The 642-nt window shown below is 54.0% G+C and carries 1 protein-coding gene; it reads left to right on the top strand.

What is annotated here, in order from left to right:
• Window positions 1-132 precede the first annotated feature (132 nt).
• Entirely contained in the window at window positions 133-573 is a 441-nt protein-coding gene (locus ABRP84_RS11250; protein ID WP_349853835.1) for an IS3 family transposase, read from the top strand.
• The last annotated feature ends 69 nt before the right edge of the window (window positions 574-642 follow it).

The raw sequence follows: 642 nt of genomic DNA on the forward strand, positions 1-642 counted from the left end.
TTTTTCGCCTCATGACTCGACCCGAAACGTCGGAAATGATCCGGTTCATCGATGAATACCGGAATTATTTCTCTGTCGAGTTCATTTGTAAGACGTTGAAAAATAACCGGGCTGGTGGGTTTATCACCCCGCGTGGTTATCGCCAGTCCAAAGCCCGAGGGGTTAAGTGCTCGTCGCCTTCGTGATGCTGTTCTAGTTGAACGCATTAGTGCTGTTCATCGGGATAATTACGGTGTTTACGGTGTGCGGAAAATGTGGCATGCGCTTCGCCGTGAAGGAATCGATATCGGGCGTGAACAAACCGCCCGACTGATGCGCCTGGCCGGTGTTTCTGGCACAGGCACAGGCGGATCACCAATCACAACCCGAAAAGCTAACGTGCCTGATCTGCGCCCGGACTTGGTTGAGCGTGAGTTCAAAGCTCAGGGCCCGAACAAGCTGTGGGTGGCCGACATTACGTATGTGCGCACGAAGAAAGGCTTTGTCTACGCCGCGTTTGTCACCGACGTCTACTCCCGACGGATCGTTGGGTGGGCGTTATCAGACTCGATGCGGACCGAAGCACGGACCTGACCCCCATTTGGTGGACACCTGATATCTAGCCCGGTTGGGCTGGGAAGAAAGGTAATCTACCACCATGTC

The organism is Corynebacterium sp. KPL2861 (assembly GCF_040225475.1).
In the GTDB taxonomy this organism is placed as follows: Bacteria; Actinomycetota; Actinomycetes; order Mycobacteriales; family Mycobacteriaceae; genus Corynebacterium.